The sequence below is a fragment of the Acinetobacter portensis genome (genome assembly GCF_023158935.1).
GTDB classification, from domain to species: domain Bacteria; phylum Pseudomonadota; class Gammaproteobacteria; order Pseudomonadales; family Moraxellaceae; genus Acinetobacter; species Acinetobacter faecalis.
This window is the reverse complement of the sequence record NZ_CP096120.1, coordinates 208,415-223,645: the sequence shown is the minus strand read 5'-3', so window position 1 is coordinate 223,645 and position 15,231 is coordinate 208,415. Positions and strand designations below refer to the sequence as shown.

Annotated in this window: 12 protein-coding genes, 1 tRNA gene and 1 pseudogene; 10 read left to right on the top strand and 4 right to left on the bottom strand. The window is 36.3% G+C overall.

All coding sequences use genetic code 11. From position 1 onward, the window contains the following. Positions 1-7: 7 nt before the first annotated feature. Positions 8-1,024 (bottom strand): sulfate ABC transporter substrate-binding protein, encoded by a 1,017-nt coding sequence (locus MZO21_RS01080; RefSeq protein WP_248101173.1) that lies wholly within the window; start codon positions 1,022-1,024, stop codon positions 8-10. Positions 1,025-1,283: 259 nt separating this feature from the next. Next, positions 1,284-2,284, bottom strand: a pseudogene (locus tag MZO21_RS01075) (sulfate ABC transporter substrate-binding protein). A gap of 409 nt (positions 2,285-2,693) precedes the next feature. Between MZO21_RS01075 and MZO21_RS01070 the strand changes: the two are divergent. The 5 genes from MZO21_RS01070 to MZO21_RS01050 all read left to right on the top strand — a co-directional run bounded on the left by MZO21_RS01070 (position 2,694) and on the right by MZO21_RS01050 (position 6,143). Continuing rightward, entirely contained in the window at positions 2,694-2,996 is a 303-nt protein-coding gene (locus MZO21_RS01070; protein ID WP_248101171.1) for a hypothetical protein, read from the top strand. A gap of 130 nt (positions 2,997-3,126) precedes the next feature. Beyond that, on the top strand, positions 3,127-4,635 hold the full coding sequence (gene gltX, locus MZO21_RS01065) for a glutamate--tRNA ligase (protein ID WP_248101169.1): 1,509 nt from the start codon (positions 3,127-3,129) through the stop codon (positions 4,633-4,635). Positions 4,636-4,727: 92 nt separating this feature from the next. Next, positions 4,728-4,803, top strand: a tRNA-Glu gene (locus MZO21_RS01060). A gap of 148 nt (positions 4,804-4,951) precedes the next feature. Next, positions 4,952-5,293 (top strand): hypothetical protein, encoded by a 342-nt coding sequence (locus MZO21_RS01055; RefSeq protein ID WP_248101166.1) that lies wholly within the window; start codon positions 4,952-4,954, stop codon positions 5,291-5,293. Positions 5,294-5,495: 202 nt separating this feature from the next. After that, a complete protein-coding gene (locus MZO21_RS01050) occupies positions 5,496-6,143 on the top strand; it encodes a hypothetical protein (protein ID WP_248101163.1) in 648 nt (215 codons plus the stop codon). 155 nt (positions 6,144-6,298) lie between these two features. Here the strand turns inward: MZO21_RS01050 and ettA are convergent, their stop codons facing one another. Continuing rightward, complete coding sequence (ettA, locus tag MZO21_RS01045) at positions 6,299-7,960, bottom strand: energy-dependent translational throttle protein EttA (protein WP_248101160.1); 1,662 nt, start codon at positions 7,958-7,960, stop codon at positions 6,299-6,301. A 321-nt stretch (positions 7,961-8,281) separates the two neighbouring features. Here ettA and MZO21_RS01040 point away from each other — a divergent pair, with 321 nt between their 5' ends. The 4 genes from MZO21_RS01040 (at position 8,282) to MZO21_RS01025 (ending at position 11,556) form a co-directional block, all read left to right on the top strand. After that, entirely contained in the window at positions 8,282-9,559 is a 1,278-nt protein-coding gene (locus MZO21_RS01040) for an O-acetylhomoserine aminocarboxypropyltransferase/cysteine synthase family protein (RefSeq protein WP_248101157.1), read from the top strand. A 281-nt stretch (positions 9,560-9,840) separates the two neighbouring features. Beyond that, positions 9,841-10,728 carry an SDR family NAD(P)-dependent oxidoreductase gene (locus tag MZO21_RS01035; RefSeq protein ID WP_248101154.1) on the top strand — a complete coding sequence of 296 codons (888 nt, stop codon included), beginning with the start codon at positions 9,841-9,843 and terminating at the stop codon, positions 10,726-10,728. Positions 10,729-10,842: 114 nt separating this feature from the next. Continuing rightward, positions 10,843-11,172 carry a hypothetical protein gene (locus MZO21_RS01030; protein WP_248109591.1) on the top strand — a complete coding sequence of 110 codons (330 nt, stop codon included), beginning with the start codon at positions 10,843-10,845 and terminating at the stop codon, positions 11,170-11,172. A 72-nt stretch (positions 11,173-11,244) separates the two neighbouring features. Beyond that, positions 11,245-11,556: a hypothetical protein gene (locus tag MZO21_RS01025; protein ID WP_248101305.1), complete on the top strand. Its 312-nt coding sequence runs from the start codon at positions 11,245-11,247 to the stop codon at positions 11,554-11,556. Between the two features lie 62 nt (positions 11,557-11,618). Here MZO21_RS01025 and MZO21_RS01020 read toward each other — a convergent pair whose 3' ends face one another. Continuing rightward, the gene (locus MZO21_RS01020; protein ID WP_248101151.1) at positions 11,619-13,976 is read right to left on the bottom strand and encodes a Tex family protein; all 2,358 of its coding nucleotides are present in this window, start codon (positions 13,974-13,976) and stop codon (positions 11,619-11,621) included. Positions 13,977-14,465: 489 nt separating this feature from the next. Here MZO21_RS01020 and ompR point away from each other — a divergent pair, with 489 nt between their 5' ends. After that, the gene (gene ompR / locus MZO21_RS01015; RefSeq protein ID WP_154772257.1) at positions 14,466-15,230 is read left to right on the top strand and encodes an osmolarity response regulator transcription factor OmpR; all 765 of its coding nucleotides are present in this window, start codon (positions 14,466-14,468) and stop codon (positions 15,228-15,230) included. Position 15,231: the final 1 nt, after the last annotated feature.

Sequence of the window (15,231 nt, the reverse complement as noted above, 5' to 3'; positions counted from 1 at the left end):
ATTAAAATTAGCGTTTTGAATTATAAATTTGATCGAACACACCACCATTTACAAAGTGTGTTTGTTGCGCTTTAGACCAACCACCAAAAACCTCATCAATTGTGAATGTTTTTAAAGTTGGGAATTGTGTTTTGTATTTCGCTAACACTTCTACATTACGTGGGCGATAAAAATGTTTCGCCGCCATTTTTTGACCAATTGGTGAATACAAGTAGTTGATATAACCTTTTGCTAACCATTTATTACCATTTTTATCTGCATTTCTGTTCACAACAGCAACTGAAGGCTCAGTCAAAATTGAAATAGATGGATAAATGATATCAAACTTATTATTACCCAAAGTTTTTTGCGTAATTAAAGCTTCATTTTCCCAAGTTAAAAGCACATCACCAATACCACGTTCAGCAAATGTCGTCATAGATGCGCGAGCAGCAGAATCCATTACTTTCACATTGTGGTACATTTTGCCCACGAAATCTTTCGCTTGAGCTTCATTACCACCTGGTTGTTTAAGTACATAACCCCAAGCAGACAAATAAACCCAACGAGGTAAACCGCCTGTTTTAGGGTTTGGTGTAATAATTTCAACACCTGACCTAGTTAAGTCTTTCCAGTCTTTAATGCCTTTAGGATTGCCTTTTCGAACCATAAATACAATTGTAGATGTATATGGTGCAGAGTTATGTGGGAATTCTTTTTGCCAATTTGCTTTAATTTGACCTGACTTCACAATTTCTTCAATGTCATTTGCCAAGGCTAAAGTCACAACATCTGCTTGCAACCCATCTACAACAGAACGCGCTTGTTTACCAGAACCACCGTGAGACTGTTTGAAGTTTACAGTTTGACCAGTTCTAGATTTCCAATATGCACCATATGACTGATTGAATTCTGTATAAAATTCACGAGTCGCATCATATGAAACATTTAAAAATTCTTTGTCTGCCGCTTGAGCTACCGATGTTGAAGCCACACCCACCGCAATAAGCGCAGCACTAAACAATGCTTTAAATTGAGTTTTCATAATACAAAAACATAGTTATCTATAATGATGCTAACTATATGAAGTAATTTCATAAATCGCAATTCAGATAATTTCTTTCATTTGCTTATCACCTTTCCAATCTTTTACTTAATTCATTGTTTTTAATTTAAAAAGAACATAAACAGCATCTATATTCCAGTTTTATATAATTTTATGCATTTCTTATGCAAAAAAACGAATAAGAGTCTTATCCGCTTTTTCGTTTCAATATAAATTTAAAGCATCTTAAAAATTAAAATTATTTTTTATCTGTATAAATTTGGTCAAAGATTGCACCATTCACAAAATGTGTTTTTTGTGCTTTTTCCCATCCACCAAAAACATTTCCAATGGTAAAAGTTTGTACTTTTGGAAACTTATTTGCGTATTTTGCAGCAACTTGAGCATTACGCGGACGGAAGTTATTTTTTGCTGCCAATTCTTGCCCTTTAGGTGAATATAAATAATTTAAATAGCCTTTTGCTAAGTTTCTATTACCACTTCTATCTACATTTTTATCTACAATCGCAACAGAAGGTTCCGCCAAAATTGAAATAGATGGATAAACAATTTGGTATTTATCTTTATCTGGTCCTTGAGTTGCAAGTAAGGCTTCATTTTCCCAAGAAAGTAAAACATCACCTATACCTCGTTCAGCAAAAGTAGTTAATGAACCACGCGCTCCAGAATCTAAAACTTTCACATTTTGTAAAGCTTTTTAACCAATTCTTTTGCTTTTGCATCATTACCATTTGGCTGTTTAAGTGCATATCCCCAAGCAGACAAATAAATCCACCGTGGCGCACCGCCTGTTTTAGGGTTTGGAGTAATAATTTCTACGCCCGATTTAGTTAAATCATTCCAATCCTTAATTCCTTTCGGATTTCCTTTTCTAACCAAAAAGACAATGGTCGATGTATACGGTGCTGAATTATTTGGAAATTGTTTTTGCCAATCCTTCTTAATTAGACCTGCATTTACAATTTCCTCAATATCATTTGCCAAAGCCAAGGTCACAACATCTGCTTGCAAGCCTTCAATAACAGATCTAGCTTGTTTACCAGAACCACCTTGTGACTGCTTAAAATTAACAGTTTGATTGGTTTGTTTCTTCCAATATTCACCAAATTCTTTATTATATTCTTGGTAAAATTCACGTGTAGGATCATAAGAAACATTAAGGAAATCTTTTGCAGCAACATGATGCGTAGCAAAGCCACTTAATATTGCCAATACACTCGATGCGATTATTTTTTTCATTTTCGACTCATTTAAAGGTTTAATTATCAAAAACATCATAAGTTTCAAAAAAGAATCAAACAATCATATAGTTATATAATGTTTTTAATTACTATTCAGCTTTAAAGATATCCAATAACTTTATATATTTTTCATTTTTTTAGATTTAAAAACAAACAAATGGAATGCTATAACTAAAATCTTCATGTTCTCTACATGGTCATTTGATAAAACGTTAAGTGTTTTTTGCTAGATAGAATTACTTAAACCAGTAAATTTCAAATGAAATATATCTTTTTTGTAACAATTGTGACACAGGTCTACATTTATCATACAAGATATGATTAAATAAACACCTGAAATACAAAAAACACGATGTTTATAACAGTTCATTTAGATTGTTCAAAACCAAAATAGGGGATATTTGGAAATGATCAAAAATTTATTTAAAGCTTTTTGCTTAAGCATAGGATTAATTGCTTTTTCTCAAGTAAGTTTTGCAACCACAATTAAAAGCACAACAGACACAAAAACAACAGCTAATGTTGTTAGTAAAATGTCACCTATTGAAAAAGCATTGAAACAACAAAAAAATGACCGTAAATTTAATTCTGAAGTCGATTTAAAAGTACTCGCACAAATTAATTCAGCGCCTTCTCAGAGTTTCCTTGCTTCTCAAAATGAACGCTTTTCACGTTTCATTCAATCTATATTCACTCAAGACAATTCATAATCTTTGTCACTTAACATCCCCTGTTAAGTGACAAATAAAAGCCTAATTACTTTATGCCAAATTAAACATAAAAGTAGTTAGGCTTTTTCGTTATAATAGTTCCAATTTGCATTCTGAATAATATCTAGTTATGACAGTTCGTACTCGTATTGCTCCATCTCCGACAGGCTTTCCTCACGTAGGTACTGCTTATATTGCGTTGTTTAACCTATGTTTTGCAAAACAGCATGGCGGTGAATTTATTCTTCGTATTGAAGATACAGACCAACTTCGCTCTACGCCTGAATCTGAAAAAATGATTTTAGATTCGCTACGTTGGTTAGGTCTAAATTGGTCTGAAGGCCCTGATATTGGCGGTCCACATGCACCATACCGCCAATCTGAGCGTATGGGTATTTATAAACAATATGCATTAGAACTTGTTGAAAAAGGTCATGCTTTCTACTGCTTCGCAACAAGCGAAGAATTAGATCAAATGCGTATTGAACAACAAGCGCGTGGCGAATCTCCTCGTTATGATGGTCGTGGCTTAAAACACACAGCTGAAGAAGTTGAGCGTCGTTTAGCTGCTGGCGAACCCCATGTTATTCGTATGAAAGTACCAGAAGAAGGTATTTGTAAATTTAATGACTTACTCCGTGGCGAAGTTGAAATTCCATGGGCACAAGTTGATATGCAAATTCTCCTTAAAACTGATGGCCTGCCAACTTACCATTTAGCAAACGTTGTAGATGACCATTTAATGGAAATTACACACGTTATTCGTGGTGAAGAATGGATTCCATCTGCACCTAAGCATCAGTTGCTTTATCAATATTTTGGTTGGGATATGCCTGTGCTTTGCCACATGCCACTTTTACGTAACCCAGATAAATCTAAATTATCTAAACGTAAAAACCCAACATCAATTAACTACTACAAAGACATTGGCGTATTACCTGAAGCCCTATTGAACTATTTAGGTCGCATGGGTTGGTCTATGCCTGATGAAAGTGAAAAATTCACTTTGGCGGAAATGATTGAACACTTTGACATTAAACGCGTGTCTTTAGGTGGTCCAATTTTTGATGTTGAAAAATTAAATTGGTTAAACGGTCAATGGATTAAAGGCTTAACTCCTTCTGAGTTGCTTGACACTTTGCTTGCTTGGAAAACAGATCGTAAAACTTTAGAAGAAATTGCCGCAGCGATTCAGCCACGTATTAATTTACTTTCTGAAGCTGTAAATTGGGCAGGTTTTTACTTCAACCAATTCCCTACCCTGACTAAAGAACAATTTGAAAGTAAGAAATTGACTGAAGAGCAAGTTCGTCAAAGCTTACAATTTGCGATTTGGCGCTTAGAAAGCTTATTCACGTGGAACAACGATACTGTAAGCCAAACGCTTATGGATTTAGCGAACCAAATGGAAATTAAGCTGCGTGACTTCATGCCAACCTTCTTTAATGCAATTGCAGGTTCAACATCTTCTACGCCAGTTATGCAGTCTATGGTAACAATTGGCCCAGATTTAACCTTCGCTCGTTTACGCCATGCACTTGAAATTGTAGGTGGACCAAGCAAAAAAGAAGCAAAAATATGGGAAAAACTCAATGAAAGCTTAAAATTGCCGAAAAATGACGCAGTTGATGAAGCTTAATTGATTTTTTAGTTGACGTAGACGCGCTATATCCATAATATAGCGCCCATACAGAGACACAGTGTTAAACACTGAATCTGGATGCCTCACTTGTCCCTATCGTCTAGAGGCCTAGGACATCGCCCTTTCACGGCGGTAACCGGGGTTCGAATCCCCGTAGGGACGCCATATTCAAGATCATTCTTGTAGTGGTCTTAGTAAAAAACCCAAGCATTATGACTTGGGTTTTTTATTGCCTAAAATTTAATGTAATTGCTTTTTTGCTTTCTACGCTATTCTGATTAAAATAACCTATAAATTAAAATTTGGAGTTGTAATGCAATACCGTTGCCCAAAATGCCAAAGTGCAAAACTTTTACCCGTTACACAACCTGGTCAAACAACTGCACGCCCTGTTGTGCCTAAAAGTTTAGTTTTTCTTATTCCTGCAATTTTAATTTTATTGCTTTTAGTTTCAATTAGCATTGCGATGTGGGCATTTGGTAATGGTGCAGGTGAAACATTACAACTTGCAACAATTGTAATGTTCTTTGCATGTGTTATTGCAGGCTTCTTGTTCTACCGCGACCTACCAGACTTTAAACTTTCGATGCAAGCATTCATGCAATCGCAAAAAAGATGGAAATGCCGCGACTGCAATCATGAGTGGGAAAGCTAAAATAACTTACTCACATCAACACTAATGTTGATGTGAGTATTTCAACTATTTTATAAATATAATTTTCAAGTAACACAAGAAAAATACCCTAAATCTGTTTAAGTTTTAAATAGTGCTAAAATAAATATTTAAAAAATAGAACTCTATAAAATTCAATTTTATCAATAAATTAAAAAATTATTCAACAATACAGGACTTTCATATGAATAAGATATTAAAAAGAACATTCATTAGTTTATTACTCACATGCTCTATTGGTCTTAGTGGATGTGCAAGCATATGGTTAGCTGACGATTTCAATCCAACATCTAGAATAACTTATACAAAAACTTTAGCTCAAGATACTATGATCGCAATAGGTCAATCTGTTAATGATGGCAAAAATTCTGGTCTTGTTTTTGCTGGACAAAAATATACTTACTTAGTTAACGAGGGCGGTGAACCATTTCATACTTTGTTAAAATCAGTTCCCGCTGAAAAACTTAGTTTACAATCCCCTCCCCTTCAACTCGAATTCACCGATAAATCAAATTTCAAAGGGAATATTCGCTTTAGGTATATAGATCCAGTTAGTCAAATTTCTAAAGAAAAATTAGCAGAACTTCAAGCATTGGGATTTGAAATAAAAGATTATCCCATTGAAAAGCATTTATATCGTTCTTTTGACTATAAAGGGCAACTCTTTGAATCAACAAACCCTAATAAACTTCAACATCAATTCTCAAAACCATACCCTATAATCCTTACACAAGAAATAGATACGACTAAAACAAATGTAGGAAATATTGGAAAAACCATCATACTAACTCCTGTCGCTCTTACTTTTGATATAATTACATCTCCTGTTTGAGGAGTTCTTTTTTTAATGTATAAATATGGATAGTTTTTCTTAAAATTAATAATTATGTCTAAATTTAATTATCCATTAGATATAAAGTAAACCCATAAGCAATCTAATTAAAAAAACCAGCCCTAAGGCTGGTTTTTTTTAATTAGAACTAAAACTTAGTTACCAATTTTGCGATATTTTTGACGCTTAGCAACTAAATCATCGCCATCACGTTTTTGACGGTATGCTTCGAATTCAGCATAGTTACCTGTAAAGAATTCAGGTGTTTGACCTTCAAATGACAAGATGTGCGTTGCAATACGGTCTAGGAACCAACGGTCATGCGAAATCACCATTACAGTACCTGGGAATACAAGAATTGCATCCTCAAGCGCACGTAAAGTTTCAATGTCCAAGTCGTTTGACGGTTCATCGAGTAAGATTACGTTTGCACCCATTTGTAGAATTTTAGCAAGTTGTAAACGGTTACGCTCACCACCTGACAATTGACCTACACGTTTTTGCTGATCTTGACCTTTAAAGTTAAAACGACCGATATATGCACGAGATGCAATTTCGTAATCGCCAATCTTCAAGATATCTAAACCGCCAGAAACTTCTTCCCAAACAGTTTTGTCATTATCTAATGTGTCACGAATCTGACCAACATAAGCAACTTTAACAGACTCACCAAGAACTACAGAACCTGTATCTGGTTGTTGTTCGCCAGTCATCATGCGGAATAAAGTTGTTTTACCTGCACCGTTCTCACCCACGATACCAACAATGGCACATGGTGGTACTGTGAAAGTTAAATCTTTATAAAGCGTACGATCACCAAACGATTTGCTGATGCCTTCAACTTCTACAACCTTGTTACCTAAACGTGGACCAGGTGGAATGTAGATTTCTGAAGTTTCGTTACGTTGTTGGAATTCACGAGAGTTAAGCTCTTCGAAACGTTCCATACGTGCTTTATTTTTCTTTTGCTGACCTTTCGCATTAGAACGAACCCATTCAAGTTCTTTTTTCAATGCTTTAGCAAAAGATTCTTCTTGCTTGTTCTCTTGTTCTAAACGAGCATTTTTCTGCTCTAACCAAGAAGAGTAGTTACCTTGGTATGGAATGCCCATGCCACGATCAAGCTCAAGAATCCATTCAGCAACGTTATCTAAGAAATAACGGTCATGCGTAATTGCAACAATAGTACCTGGGAAGTCTTTCAAGAAACGTTCTAACCAAGATACAGAAGATGCATCTAAATGGTTCGTCGGTTCATCTAGAAGTAACATGTCAGGTTTAGAAAGCAATAAACGGCAAAGTGCAACACGACGGCGTTCACCACCTGAAAGCAACTTAACGTCTGCATCCCAAGCTGGAAGGTTTAACGCAGCAGCAGCTTGATCCATTTGGTTGCCAAGGTTATGTGCATCCCAAGCATGAATAATTGCTTCTAACTTCTCTTGCTCTTTTGCAAGTGCATCAAAGTCTGCATCTTCAGCTGCATATTCAGCAAAAACTTCGTCTAAACGAGCTAAAGCATCAAGTGGTTCACGTAAACCATCTTCAACGTTACCACGAACGTCTTTAGTTTCATCTAAAGGCGGCTCTTGCTCTAGATAACCGATTTTAGTACCCGGTTGTGCACGAGCTTCACCAGAGAAATCTTTATCTACGCCAGCCATAATACGAAGCAAGGTAGATTTACCTGCACCGTTTAAACCAAGAACACCAATTTTAGCGCCCGGGAAAAATGATAAAGAGATGTCTTTTAAGATTTCGCGCTTAGGCGGAACCATTTTAGACACACGGTTCATCGTGTAAATATATTGGGCCACGTAGGACTCCTCAATAGAAAAACCAAACTGGAGATATCAACAACCTATCCCCTTACTCAAATGAGCAGAAAAAATAATCGACCATTATACGATGAAAGTCCTGAAAAAATAAGGCATCTCGGTCAACTTCATCACTTTGTTGCAAAAAACATTTCGATTATAAATTAAGCAAATTTTTAAATACTGAATTTCGTGCATTTTCACTTGAAAACATTTCAGCGTTATTCACTTTAAATATAAAGATTTCAATAAATAAGCGCTTTATTTCATAAAAAGAAATGTTAATATCGATCAAAATTAACACATGAAGATGAAATAAAAATGACGTATAAAGATGAAACTTTAGCAATTCATGCAGGTTACAGCCCTGAACCTACAACCAAAGCTGTTGCTGTGCCTATTTATCAAACCACATCATATTCCTTTGATAATACGCAACATGGCGCAGATTTATTTGATTTGAAAGTTTCAGGTAATATTTATACGCGCATTATGAATCCAACTACTGCTGTGCTTGAACAGCGTGTAGCTGCTCTTGAAGGTGGTATTGGTGCATTAGCACTAGCTTCTGGTATGGCAGCCATTACTTATGCCATTCAAACCATTGCTGAAGCAGGCGACAACATTGCATCGGTTTCTACACTTTATGGTGGAACGTACAATCTTTTTGCTCATACTTTGCCAAAACAAGGTATTGAGGTTCGCTTCTTCGATTATCAAAAACCTGAAAGCTTACGCAACTTAATTGATGAAAAAACCAAATTGGTTTTTGTAGAATCTATTGGTAATCCACTTGGAAACATCATTGATTTAGAAGAGATTTCAAAAATTGCGCATGAATATGGTGTGCCTGTCATTGTAGATAATACTGTTGCAACACCTGTTCTGCAAAAATCTTTCGAATTTGGCGCAGACATTGTCGTGCATTCCTTAACGAAATATATTGGCGGTCATGGCAATTCTATTGGCGGTATTATTGTCGATAGCGGTAAATTCCCTTGGGGCGAACATGCCAAGCGCTTCCCTTCTTTAAATACACCAGACCCAAGCTATCACGGTGTAAATTATGTAGAAGCATTGGGTGAAGCAGCATATATCGCACGAGCGCGCGTTGTACCTTTGCGTAATACAGGTGCTGCAATTAGCCCGCAAAATGTATTCTTAATTTTACAAGGTTTAGAAACTTTAAGCTTACGTATGGAACGCCATACTGAAAATGCGCTAAAAGTTGCTGAATATTTAAAAGCACATCCAAAAGTGAAATGGGTAAATTACGCAGGCTTAAAAGACCACCCACAGCATGCATTGGCGCAAAAATATGTAAAAGGTAAGCCATCTGCAATTTTATCTTTTGGTGTTCAAGATGGTTTAGCAGGCGGAACTCGCTTTATTGATGCACTTCAATTATTTACACGTCTTGTAAATATTGGCGATGCAAAAAGTTTGGCTTGCCATCCTGCAACAACTACGCATCGTCAATTGAATGAAGAAGAGTTGAAAACTGCTGGGGTAAGTATTGATATGGTTCGTTTATCTATTGGTATTGAGCATGCAGATGACTTAATTGCAGACTTAGAACAAGCACTCGCTCAAGTCTAAGTTCCTGCTAAAATCCCTTTTATTGCATAAATAAAAGGGATTTTTCACATCTAAGATATTGGTTTTACATAAGCTTCATGCTAAGAATAATAATTGAGCAATGAATATAAAAATACCAACCCAAAGCCATTTTAAGCTTTAGCATGACAAACTGAATATAAAAACAAGCTTTTTTGATATTCATTAAGCCTATGCATTGCTTTAAACTGCCATTATTAATAAGCGATTGAAACCTTGAAGTCCTCAATATTTCAGTCAATTTTTATCAGGGATATAAAGCTGTGAACACCAAATTAGAAAAAGCATTTAAGCAAAAAGTAAATGGAAAAACTGTCCTCATTACAGGCGCATCAAGTGGTATTGGTTTAACTGTTGCCCATAAACTTGCTGATGCTGGCGCACGTGTACTTCTTGTTGCACGTACCGAAGAAACTTTAAATGAAGTGAAGCATGATATTGAAGCTAAAGGCGGTCAGGCTTTGGTTTTCCCATGCGATTTAAACGATTTAAATTCTATTGATGAAGTTTCAAATCAAATTTTAAGTTCTGTCGATCATATTGATATTTTAATTAATAATGCAGGTCGCTCAATTCGTCGAGCAGTGCATGAATCTGTAGATCGTTTCCATGACTTTGAACGTACCATGCAGCTCAATTACTTTGGCGCTATTCGTTTGGTGATGAATATTTTACCGCAAATGATGATACGTCGAGATGGTCATATTATTAACATCAGTTCAATTGGTGTATTGGCAAATGCCACTCGCTTTTCTGCTTATGTTGCTTCAAAAGCTGCGTTAGATGCGTTTAGTCGTTGTTTATCGGCAGAAGTACATTCGCACAATATCGCCATTACTTCTGTGTATATGCCGCTTGTGCGTACCCCAATGATTGCACCAACTAAAATTTACAAGTACGTTCCGACATTATCGCCAGAACAAGCAGCAGATTTAGTTGCGACAGCAATTGTTAAACGTCCGAAAAAAGTAGCGACCAACTTAGGTCGTTTAGCCTCTATCACCTACTCTATTGCACCAGATATTAATAATAAATTAATGTCGATTGGCTATAACTTATTCCCAAGCTCAAGTGCTTCTATAGGACAGCATCAAAAATTAAATTGGGTACAAAAAGCATATGCTCGCTTATTCCCGGGTGAGCACTGGTAAAACTAAAGACCCTCAATTTTATGACAAAATGAGGGTCTTTTTTTACTCAATTTAATATTATTTTAAGGATTGAAATAAAGAATAAAAAATAATAACAACCGAGGAAGTCACCTCATGAACAGATCAATGATTTTTACAATCTTTTGTCTTATAACAGCAGTATTAGTCTTAATACATATGGTTAAAGACATAAATAATGCCAATATTGTGTATCTCAATATTTTAATGCAGCTCAGCTTTATGGTTGTACTCATTGATATTGGAGTTCACGCTAAAGACATGCAAAATTCAAAGCTCCAAGAAAAAAATCACCTATCCCAAATTATCATTTTATTGCTTCAACGCTTGGAATTATTACTATGTGTTTTAGTCTTGTTGCTCAATCTCTTGTGGCTTAAGTCTACAATTCATCTGCCAAAACTAATAATTTTGAAACCTATTTAAAACGATTAACTTTTTATCAAATTCTAATTTCATGATATAAACATCGTGCTTTTCATCTTGTTTATTGGTTTTATGCGAATACTTGGTTTTGTTTTACAGTTTGCTTGTGTAGCTTTTGCGCTTTATCTTAGTTATAAAGTTGGCGTATCTTTGTATCAAAATAACTATGAGCTTATGGAGCTTGTAGCAGATATCGGTACTATTTTAATTTGTATCGACTTGGGTACGTTCTTGTTCTCCACCAATAGTAAAGGTGGTTTAAGCCTTGAACAGTATGCAAAACAAATTGATCAACCACCCTCAAAGCTTATTAGTGTGACTCGTAAACTTGGGCACTTAGGCATTATGCTTATTATTTGTAGCTGGATTGTTCCGCTTATATAAAACAAATTTAAAAAATAAAAAAACCTCCCAATTGGGAGGTTTTTTTATTTCGCAGTTAAAGATTACTTAGAACCTTTAATCCCTGCTTGTAATAACAATGCACCTAAACCACCAATTTTTTGCTCTTGTGGCTTTTGGTTTTGAGGTTTCTTCGCTTGAGGGCGATCACCTTGAGGACGTGCATTTTGTGGACGTTTTGCTTGTGGCTTACGTTCAGCACGTTGCTCATTATTTTGCTCACGGCGTGGCTGACGAGGTACTTTAGCAGGCGCTTCAGAACCTTCAGGACGCATAGACAAGTTTACGCGGTTACGCTCAACATCTACGTTTAAAACACGTACTTGAACAATTTGACCTGGTTTAACCACTTTATGCGGATCAGATACAAATTCATTCGCAAGTTCAGAAATATGAACTAAACCATCTTGATGAACACCAACATCCACAAATGCACCAAAGTTCGTTACATTGGTAATCACACCTTCCAATTGTAAGCCTTCAGTTAACTGTTTTACTTCCGTAATATCTTCACGGAATTTAGCTGTACGGAATTCTGGACGTGGGTCACGACCTGGTTTTTCAAGTTCAGCTAAAACATCTTTAATTGTAGGCAAACCAAACTTATCATCAACCAATGCTTCAGCATCAATTTGACGAATAATTTCAGAATTACCAATAATATCTTTTACTGTTGTCGCTTTCGCTTCAACCATTTTGCTGACTAATGCATAAGATTCTGGGTGAACCGCAGAAGCATCAAGTGGCTCTGAACCATCTTGAATACGCAAGAAGCCCGCAGCTTGTTCAAAAGTACGTTCGCCTAAACGCGGTACATTTTTTAAAGCTTGACGGTTGTCGAAACGACCATTTTCTTTACGGAAATCCACAATTTGCTGTGCAATTGATTTATTCAAACCTGCGATATAACCCAAAATTGCTGAAGATGCAGTATTTACATCTACACCAACCGAGTTCACACAGTCTTCAACGACAGCTTCAAGCGTTTTTGCTAAACCTGCTTGGTTTACATCATGTTGATATTGACCTACACCAATTGATTTAGGATCAATTTTAACAAGCTCTGCTAAAGGATCTTGTAAGCGGCGTGCAATAGAAACCGCACCACGAATTGAAACATCAAGTTCAGGTAACTCAGCCGATGCTAATTCAGATGCTGAATAAACCGATGCACCCGCTTCTGAAACAGAAACACGTGTTAAGTTAAGGTCTGCATTTGCAGTCATCATTTCAGCAACAACCGCTTCTGTTTCACGGCTTGCAGTGCCATTACCAATCGCAATAAGTTCTACATTAAACTCACGGCAAAGACGCTCAAGTTCAGCAATTGAACCTGCTTTATCTTCTTTTGGTGCAAATGGATAAATTGTGCTGTGTACAAGCACATCACCAGAAGCATTTACAACTGCAAGTTTCACACCTGTACGAATACCAGGGTCAACACCTAAAGTTGTACGCGCGCCAGCAGGTGCAGAAAGCAATAAATGACGTAAATTTTCAGCAAATACATCCATTGCTTCTGTTTCTGCATTCAAACGCTTTTCTGTTAGTAATGAATGTTCGATGCTTGGACGAACTTTACCTAACCAGAATAATTTTGCCGTTTGCTTTAAGAAATCTTGACGGCTTTGTGGCTGTGCAGTTTCTAAGTCGTATTCAGTTTCAATACGTGCTAATGGCGCAGCATCTTCACCATCTACTTTTAAGCCAAGTACGTTTTCTTGACGACCACGTAACATTGCAAGTAAACGATGCGATGGCACTTTATTTAGATTTTCAGAGAAATCGAAGTAATCGCGGAATTTTTTACCAACTTCTTTTTTCTCTTCACTTGCAACCAAGCTTTTTAAAACTGCTGTTTTTGCAAACGTTGCTTTTAATTCTGTTGTTAAACCAATATTTTGCGCCCAATCATCAATTAAAATGTGTTGGATTGCATCTAATTGGCTTTCTGTGTCTGCATAATCTTCATGGCTAAAACCAGCTAAAGCTTCTGTAGGATCTACAGCTTCTTTAAAGATTTTTTCCGCAATAGGACCCAAGCCAGCTTCTTTGGCTTTAAATGATTTGCTCGTACGTTTTGGACGGTACGGTGCATAAATTTCTTCTAATGCATTTTTTGTTTCAGCAGCATTTACACGCGCAAGTAAATCATCAGACAATTTATTTTGTTCTGTTAATGACTCAATTACTTTTTCACGACGTTCAAACAAGTCGCGTAAATAAGATAAACGTGTATCAAGCTGACGTAATTGCGTATCGTCTAAACCTTGCGTTACTTCTTTACGGTAACGTGCAATAAATGGAACGCTTGCGCCATCATCAATTAACTTGATAGCAGCTTCAATTTGATTAGGACGTACGGCAATCTCATTTGCCAACTGCTGAACTAAGTCAGTCATCGTGTTTAATTCCACAAAGGATAAGGACTAAAGGTTAGTGATTATAAAGACCAAGACCATAAAATCCACAATTGTTTTTAAAATTACTAAAGAAAAAAACTATAAAAGCTTACTTTTCAATATTTTTTTCTGTGCAATCAGCAATTTCATGTTCTTTGCCTAAAAGTGACCGCTTAAATAAAACAATCTGCTCAATTTTACACCGAGTTAATTTAACTTGTCCTTGCATTAATTAACTAAAGTGAATTTTTCACCTTTATAGAAACAAAAAATTAATGTAACAAGACCTAAAACTTTAAATTGAAATATCATGCTTTTATGATTTAGAAACACAAGATAGGCTAAATTATTTTCAGATGTTGTTTTTTAGTTTAAATAAGCCCTTTAAATTGTAATTTTGAGCAAATTGATACATAGTCTTAACAAGAGCTTAGGCATTATACTGAGATTAACGAATATTTATAATTTACAACATTTAGGGAGTGCATCATGAGTTTAGTTGTACCTGCTGAAAATACAGATGTCGTACATAACGAAACTGATCGTGTCGAACGCATTTTAGTGGTCGATGATGATGTGCGTCTTCGCACATTACTCCAACGCTTTTTAGAAGATAAAGGCTTTGTAGTAAAAACTGCGCACGATGCAGCGCAAATGGATCGCTTACTGCAACGTGAACTTTTCTCGCTCATCGTTTTAGACTTTATGCTTCCCGTGGAAGACGGTTTAAGTATTTGCCGACGCTTACGTCAATCGAATATCGACACACCTGTAATTATGCTCACTGCACGCGGTAGCGATGCTGACCGTATTGCTGGCTTAGAAGCTGGTGCAGATGACTACTTACCAAAGCCATTTAATCCGAACGAATTACTAGCTCGTATTCGCGCAGTATTACGTCGTCAAGTTCGTGAAGTGCCTGGCGCACCTAGCCAACAAATGGAAGTTGTAAGTTTTGGTCCTTGGTCTTTAGATTTATCTACACGTACTTTAACGCGTGAATCTCAAGTTGTAACTTTAACAACAGGCGAATTTGCCGTTCTTAAAGCACTTGTTCAACATCCACGTGAACCACTTACACGCGACAAGTTAATGAACCTTGCTCGTGGTCGTGAATGGGGTGCAATGGAACGCTCTATTGATGTTCAAGTTTCACGCTTACGTCGTTTAATTGAAGAAAACCCTGCTCGCGCACGTTATATTCAAACGGTTTGGGGTGTAGGTTATGTCTTTGTTCCAGATGGTGCTGAATAAA

Excerpts from the sequence above, each read along its gene's own strand:
- MZO21_RS01055 (WP_248101166.1), top strand. The coding sequence starts at position 4,952 with ATGCAATACCGTTGCCCAAAATGCCAAAGTGCAAAACTTTTACCCGTT.
- MZO21_RS01030 (WP_248109591.1), top strand. The coding sequence starts at position 10,843 with ATGAACAGATCAATGATTTTTACAATCTTTTGTCTTATAACAGCAGTA.
- MZO21_RS01050 (WP_248101163.1), top strand. The coding sequence starts at position 5,496 with ATGAATAAGATATTAAAAAGAACATTCATTAGTTTATTACTCACATGC.
- MZO21_RS01020 (WP_248101151.1), bottom strand. The coding sequence starts at position 13,976 with ATGACTGACTTAGTTCAGCAGTTGGCAAATGAGATTGCCGTACGTCCT.
- gltX (WP_248101169.1), top strand. The coding sequence starts at position 3,127 with ATGACAGTTCGTACTCGTATTGCTCCATCTCCGACAGGCTTTCCTCAC.
- MZO21_RS01040 (WP_248101157.1), top strand. The coding sequence starts at position 8,282 with ATGACGTATAAAGATGAAACTTTAGCAATTCATGCAGGTTACAGCCCT.
- MZO21_RS01070 (WP_248101171.1), top strand. The coding sequence starts at position 2,694 with ATGATCAAAAATTTATTTAAAGCTTTTTGCTTAAGCATAGGATTAATT.
- ompR (WP_154772257.1), top strand. The coding sequence starts at position 14,466 with ATGAGTTTAGTTGTACCTGCTGAAAATACAGATGTCGTACATAACGAA.
- MZO21_RS01025 (WP_248101305.1), top strand. The coding sequence starts at position 11,245 with ATGCGAATACTTGGTTTTGTTTTACAGTTTGCTTGTGTAGCTTTTGCG.
- MZO21_RS01080 (WP_248101173.1), bottom strand. The coding sequence starts at position 1,024 with ATGAAAACTCAATTTAAAGCATTGTTTAGTGCTGCGCTTATTGCGGTG.